Source organism: Parendozoicomonas verongulae (assembly GCF_009711465.1).
GTDB classification, from domain to species: domain Bacteria; phylum Pseudomonadota; class Gammaproteobacteria; order Pseudomonadales; family Endozoicomonadaceae; genus Sansalvadorimonas; species Sansalvadorimonas verongulae.
The window spans coordinates 532-930 of the sequence record NZ_SMME01000595.1 but is presented as its reverse complement, the minus strand read 5'-3'; positions in this window follow the sequence as shown (position 1 = coordinate 930).

Sequence of the window (399 nt, the reverse complement as noted above, 5' to 3'; positions counted from 1 at the left end):
TATTCACTTACGGCCATTGGATGTGATATCAATACACCACTTCGTGCATTGCCGGGGGAAAAGACAAAAAAACAGATTAACTCTCACTGCTCCAACGCCTGCAAACATCTGGCTGTTGAACCAGGTGCCACAACATGGATCCGGGATAAGGCAAATATTTGTCATGTGTCTTCAGGTGAGGAAGATCTCCCTCACATCCACTGTTCCCCCCTTCCTTCGGGAGATCTGTTTCCTTCCCGATTTCAACATTTAAATACTTGGGTACGTGAGCGTTACAGAGAGCTACAGCTTCAAACTGGCGATCATACAACTACGGATGCTTATGGTATGTGCACGTTAAGAACCCACACAGAGGACAGGCCTTTTGTCTGCGATAAGGACGGGTGCAACAAGTCTTTC